This window comes from Bartonella sp. AA18HLJMS (genome assembly GCF_042197245.1).
GTDB lineage: Bacteria > Pseudomonadota > Alphaproteobacteria > Rhizobiales > Rhizobiaceae > Bartonella.
The window spans coordinates 1-5,924 of sequence record NZ_JBHIRP010000033.1 but is presented as its reverse complement, the minus strand read 5'-3'; the positions used below and the strand labels follow the sequence as shown (position 1 = coordinate 5,924).

Genomic DNA, 5,924 nt, shown 5'->3' with positions numbered 1-5,924 from the left:
AACACCGCCTTTTTTCTCTTTGTCTTCTTCTTCTTTCTCAGGTGTTGTTTCTGCTTTTTCCGATTCAGATGATGATGGTGCTGCTCGATCACTGTCATCCATATGGATAAAGTTTTCATCATCATCAATCTCTTCTGGTTCTCGTGCATCAGCCGCGGCTTTTTGGTCGTCTCCCACATCTGTTTCTAAGCCATTGGCTGCACCTGCTTCATCCCGCGCACTGTATTTAAAATCCCAAGAGGTGCAATGTTCCTCATGAATAACAACAATAGGGAGTGTTTCACCGGTAATGGCTTTGCCTTCACCCCGTTTGGCAAGCACAAGTTTGCCATCAACGGGCTTTGCTACCGCATCATATTCTTCTGCAAGGCGTGTAGCAAAAGCCATATCGCTTTCAGCTGTTTGGTCAATGTGACGCACAACGATTTTTGCAAGAGAAGGATCAACCTTTGGTGTATAGCCATTACGCTCTGCTATCTCTTGAACAATACTGCCAAGGGTTTTCTGGTGGTAGGATTGGCTTTTTGGGGTTCTGTAAGACGTGTTCATTGATGCGGCGCGTCCTGTAACACTTAAGTTTTGCGGTGGGCTGCTTACAGAAATTTCGTCTATCAGATAGGCTCCCATATCGCGGTTTTTCCCGCCTTCATAGCCAAGTGTTATGGAAATAACTGTCCCGATGAGAGGAATATCAAGAAAGCCGTTATCACTGTCACGCGCACGGTCATCAAGCTCTATAGTGATACGATCACTTTTGTTTTCTGCTTCATCGGTAATTTCAATCGACAAAACATAATCCATAAGAGTTTTGGTGATGTCTTCTCCATTTGCCAGAACCGTGCAAAAAGGTTTCATGATTGACTGCCCCAAATTCTGATTACCGGTGTGGCTTTAGGATAGGGGAGGGTTGGCAAAACGATTGTGATTCCTGCTTTTAAAATGGGTCCATAGTCTGCAAGACCAAAATTTGCTGCATAAACGCGTTCAACAGCAAGGGCTTGTTGACCTTTGGCATAGTATTTCCAGCAAATGGCATCAACCATATCACCATCTTTGGTCATGTAAAGATCACTCATAGCTCTTCACCATATTCTCTCAATTTTATTGTAAATTCTTGTTTTTTTGGGGTGCCGTTATGATGAAAAACACTTTGCTTTTCCTCTACAGAAAGAATGACAAACTTACCTAAGATTTTGCCTTGACCAGTCACAAGAATGTGAGGTCCTTTATGTGCCATTTGCCGTAAATATTCGAGCTGTCTATGACCACCTTTGAAATCTGGATAAATCACACCAGTTAAAGAAAATTCCGCATTTGCAACGGCAGGCAATTGAAGAGCAGCCTTTCTCCCCAATCGCCCTTGCTCCACCCATGGAACACCATAAGACATATCAAGTGTTTGGTAAGCTGCTGTTTCAATCGAAAAAATAAAACCACCCAAAGCTAACATCATGGTATTTAATCCGAAAGGCTAGAGGCTATGGCTAAACGTTGCTGTTTTGCATAGCGTTCAAGTGCTTGATTGACAGCGTCTCTGATTTCGTCCTTGAGACCATTTGGTACTGAAATATTTAGATTTGTAATGGTTACACGGGCATCTACTTCAACAGGTTTATGAACTGTAATTGGCTTTGGAGCTTTAAAGGCACCTACTTTATTTGTTGCCTGCGTTTGTCCTGTTTCAACGACACTTGTATTAAAACCACTCTTGCGTTTTTCAGGCGGGGTGTTTGTAACCACTACTGTATCAACCATTTTTTTTGCACGTGCATTGGTATCATCGGTAAAGGTTTTAATTGTTTGGGTTGAAGTTTTGTTGATTGAAACATTAAAGCCTAGCTTTTCTTTCATCCAATTAGGCATCCAACTGGTTAATTTCTTCATCATATTGCCAAAACCGTTATACAGATCATCCCATTTGCTTTTGATGCCCTCCCAAAGCCCATTAATAAGATTGGAGCCTATTTCCATTAAATCGACACCAAACAGCCATTCAATGAGTTCATTGATTTTTTTCGAAATCCAAGAAAGTGGTGAAAAGTTTTTAAAGAACGTCAAGAGGTTATTGAAAACATTACTACATAAGCTGTAAAAAGAATCCCATAGCTTGCTTATAAAGCTTATGACTGTATCCCAATGTTTGTAGAGCAGATATCCAGCAGCAACAAGAGCTGCAATGCCGCCAATTATCCAGCCAATAGGTGTGGTCATGATAGCAACACCAAGCGATATAAAAGCAGAACTAACGGCAGTTATTGCCGAAATCAGTGTACCTACAAGAGTTAAAGCAAGACTGGCAACTGCGGAAGCAGCTGAGGCTAATGCTGAAAGCAGTGATCTTCCCAGAGTTGCGGAAAATCTAATAAAAGCTTTATCTGCTGTGATTATTTTTGAGAGCAGGGATTTTCCAAGTTTTACAGCCAGATCGGTAATTTTAGAACCAACAGAAGTGAAGGCTGAAAGCACTGGTCCTGAAAGAGCGAAAGCAAGCCTGATAAAAACTGCGCTTACTATGGTTAGTGATGTAAGTAGCCAGCCATTGATTTTGTCCCAATTTTTGTAGAGCAAATATCCAGCGCCTACAAGAGCTGCGATGCCGCCAATTAGCCATCCTATGGGCGTTGTCATTATAGTATAGCCAAGTGTGACAAACGCTGCTCCCGCTGCGGCTAATGCGGCAATGAGTGGACCAAAAATGAATGAACCAAGAGCTACAAGCCCCACCTTGAAAAGGGTTATTTCACCAATCAGAGGTTCTAGCCATTGGAACCAGCCTTTAATCCTCTCTGTGAGATCACTGATGCCTTTTCTTAAATCAGAGGTAGGATTAAGCAAATCATTAAAGACTTTTCTTAAGGTTTTCGCCCAGCTCGCAACGGTTGTTTGGATGAGGTCACGGTTTTCATCAATCAACTTTGAAAAACCGTCAACCATATCATTGATCACGGGCATAAAACGGGCGCCAATAAAGCTCGCGATACCGCCTATTTTTTTCTTAAAAGCACCAAGCTTGTCACTCAAATCTGCGGCATAGCGTGCGACATCGGCACCTATCAGCCATTTTCCTTTCCGCGCCTTTGCAAACAGCTCTTTAATGGGTGCCATGCCTTGTGCAAGCATGGTCGCCATTTCTTTACCATCGCCCCCAAACAGCAGAGCGGCAATATGCTGTCTTTGTGCTTGGCTTTTCATCTTACTCATCTTGTCGGTAATTTCTTCTAACAAGACAGAAGTGGATTTGAGTTTTCCAGAAGTGTTTTTGACAGAAATGCCAAGTGCTTCAAAGCCCATCATGCCTCTTTTTTGTCCGGCATATGCTTGTGCTGAACGCCTATTTAAAACCGCTAAGGATTGTTGAAAAAGTTCGGCAGAAGTGCCTGAATTATCGGCTGCATCACCCCATAATTGAAGTGATGCAACACTCATATTTAAATGGTGTGATGCGTGATAAAGACTATCGCCCAGATGCATGGTTTTCATGGTGAGGGCGGTCACACTTGCCACAAGACCCCCACCAGCAAGTCCTAAGACACCGGTAAAGACTGAAGCACGACTTGCCGCCACTCCAAGAGCACTTTGAACGCCATGAAGGCTTTTTGTCATGTTTTTGACAGCAGCAGAAAAGCGGGGAATACCCAAACTATGTGAGAGTGTTTTTGACAATGTATCGAATTTCTTTTGTACACGTTTAAGAGGCGCGGTGAGTTTATCTTCAAGAGACAATTTCACCTTTGCATCAGCAACTTTTTCACTCATTTTGTTTTACACCTTTCTGCTGCTTGTTTTCGCCAGAATATGAGTTCTTGTAGTTCCATTTCCATCATGTCTGAAAGGGACCAATGGAACACAATGGCAATATCGGCTATGAGTTTAGCGGCGGTTTCCCAGTCGAGGTATCCCGCCGTTTGATAAAAGACTCCAAAATCTCTCCAATGCTTGACAAATCATTGATGTCGAGTTCGCTGATAGCCTCATGCGGCCATTCAGAAAGACGTGCGATCATAGCAATTGTTTGCTCTACGCCTTCTTTTTTGTCGATTGCTTGCAAATCTTTTGTTTTGGGGCGCCGTAAAGTAATTTCGGTGTGATCTTTTCCTTCAAAGGCAATGGGTATCAATAATTTATGTGTAATGCTTGTTTGGACGGTCATTTTTATAATCCTATATTGTTTTTATGGTCTGCGAGTTGATTGACGCCATTGAATTTTCTCACCAAGTTGAGGACATCTATCTCAACGATTTCAACGTCCTTCTGGACATATTTGAAATATTGCAATGTGAATGTTGCTGTAGAAGTTGCTTTGCTGCCCGGTTGCCATTCTGCCATTTCAAAGCCTTTGCATAGTCCTCTCATGGTCATGACAACACCTTCTGCTGGTGTGCCTTGCGCTTGCATTGAACTTCGTAATGAGATATCGACATCCGTGCGCCCCAACAGTGCCATCAATTCTGGAGAGCAATCAGAAATGGTCATGCTAAGTGTGAGGGTTTCAAGACCAAGGTCAACTTCAATAGAGCTATCCATGCCTCCACCACGATAACTTTCAACAACCAAACTCAAATTCGGTAATGTTACGCTTTCACATTTTGCTTGATAGGGAATGCCGTCGACAAAAATGTTAAAATATTTCAAAACTCTTGGTAAAACGGGGATAGCCATTAAAAAATCTCCTCTAGGTAATCATTGATGATTTGTGAACGGAACGTGATGTGTTCTGCGGGTGTTGTGGGGGTAAATTCGACATTGAAATAGACTCTGCCGCCTTCAATGGCGCTTGCTGTGTTAAGCTCTAGATCAGGTGTACAGCGTCCACCAAGAATGGCGCCTTGTGCTTTCAAATCACGCAAATAGGCATTGACGCTTTCACTGACATCATTCATGTAGGTCTTTTTGATATTGCGGTCGACAGCCCATAGATGCCCGCGCAAAATGGCGTCATTAATCATATCTGCGGTTCTCACCACCGATAAGAAAGCAAACTTTGTATCACTTGAAAGGGTGCGATTACCCCAAAGACGATAACCGTTTTCGCGGATAATTGTTGTGATGTTTTGTTCGTTAAGAAGGTTGGCGCGGCTTGATCGATCCCCAATGGAAAAATCAATAGGGCGTGCAGTTCCCACAATTCCATTGATCACTTTATTGGAAGGAGAATGCCAAAAACCATGGGTAAAATCTGTTTTGGCAATGACACCAGCAACCGCTGCACTTGCCGGCTGTTCTATGATTTTTCCATCACGATTTACCTTTACAAACGGATCAATAAGAATGGCGCGTTTTGAATCAAAATCTTTTGCTGTGCTAAGGGCTGCTTCATCTGTGCTATTTGGTGCATCAAGCACCACAATCGCACGCAAACGCTCGGCAATGCCAATCAATTCTGCTGCTACGGGGTTGGCAGTTGCACCAGTTCCATTCTCTTCAATATTCACACTGGAAGGGCGTTGATGTGTAAAGCCTGGCGCAATCAGAATGCGTGGTGTTTGTCCTACAATGGATTGTGCTCCAATGAAAGCATGAACACCTTCATAAGCACCATTTGCGTTTACACCACCCAGAATATTGGTGAGTGTTGCATTTTCGTTGTCACCCTCGTTCACGCGTACGACAACGACAATTGCTCCTACTTGTTTAAAAATAAGATCAAGGGCATTGGGTAAAGTGCCGCGTCGTTTGCCTGTTCTATCGAGTTTTGCAGCTTGTGAAAGAGAGCCTGCTACCAAAACCGGTGTGTTGAGAGGGAATGCTCGGTCATCGGCATCGGGTGCTGTGCCAACAATTCCGATAACTGCGGATTGAACCGCGCGAAGGGGGCGTGTACCGTCGTCGACCTCAACGACTTCAACACCGTGTAGAAAACCTGTTGCCATACTTTATGCTCCTTTAAATGAGGGGTGAATGAAAATGAATGGGAAAAATGAGGG

8 protein-coding genes are annotated in these 5,924 nt (G+C 43.3%); all 8 read right to left on the bottom strand.

Going from position 1 to position 5,924, the window contains the following annotated elements; translation table 11 throughout:
• A partial coding sequence (locus ACFINW_RS09280) for a phage late control D family protein (protein ID WP_375674232.1) occupies positions 1–855 on the bottom strand: 855 nt, incomplete at its 3' end.
• Positions 852–1,076 carry a tail protein X gene (locus ACFINW_RS09275; protein ID WP_375641064.1) on the bottom strand — a complete coding sequence of 75 codons (225 nt, stop codon included), beginning with the start codon at positions 1,074–1,076 and terminating at the stop codon, positions 852–854. The genes ACFINW_RS09280 and ACFINW_RS09275, both read right to left, overlap by 4 nt.
• Positions 1,073–1,453, bottom strand: coding sequence for a phage tail protein (locus tag ACFINW_RS09270; RefSeq protein ID WP_375632856.1), 381 nt, complete (start codon positions 1,451–1,453; stop codon positions 1,073–1,075). The genes ACFINW_RS09275 and ACFINW_RS09270 overlap by 4 nt, the downstream gene beginning before the upstream one ends.
• A 5-nt stretch (positions 1,454–1,458) precedes the next feature.
• Complete coding sequence (locus tag ACFINW_RS09265; RefSeq protein ID WP_375674231.1) at positions 1,459–3,756, bottom strand: phage tail protein; 2,298 nt, start codon at positions 3,754–3,756, stop codon at positions 1,459–1,461.
• Positions 3,753–3,815, bottom strand: a complete 63-nt coding sequence (locus ACFINW_RS09260; RefSeq protein ID WP_375674233.1) for a hypothetical protein — start codon at positions 3,813–3,815, stop codon at positions 3,753–3,755. Before ACFINW_RS09260 ends, ACFINW_RS09265 begins: the two co-directional genes overlap by 4 nt.
• Positions 3,816–3,862: 47 nt before the next feature.
• Entirely contained in the window at positions 3,863–4,150 is a 288-nt protein-coding gene (locus ACFINW_RS09255) for a phage tail assembly protein (RefSeq protein WP_375674230.1), read from the bottom strand.
• A 2-nt stretch (positions 4,151–4,152) separates the two neighbouring features.
• Entirely contained in the window at positions 4,153–4,659 is a 507-nt protein-coding gene (locus ACFINW_RS09250; RefSeq protein WP_375641097.1) for a phage major tail tube protein, read from the bottom strand.
• Complete coding sequence (locus ACFINW_RS09245; RefSeq protein ID WP_375674229.1) at positions 4,659–5,870, bottom strand: phage tail sheath subtilisin-like domain-containing protein; 1,212 nt, start codon at positions 5,868–5,870, stop codon at positions 4,659–4,661. Before ACFINW_RS09245 ends, ACFINW_RS09250 begins: the two co-directional genes overlap by 1 nt.
• Positions 5,871–5,924: the final 54 nt, after the last annotated feature.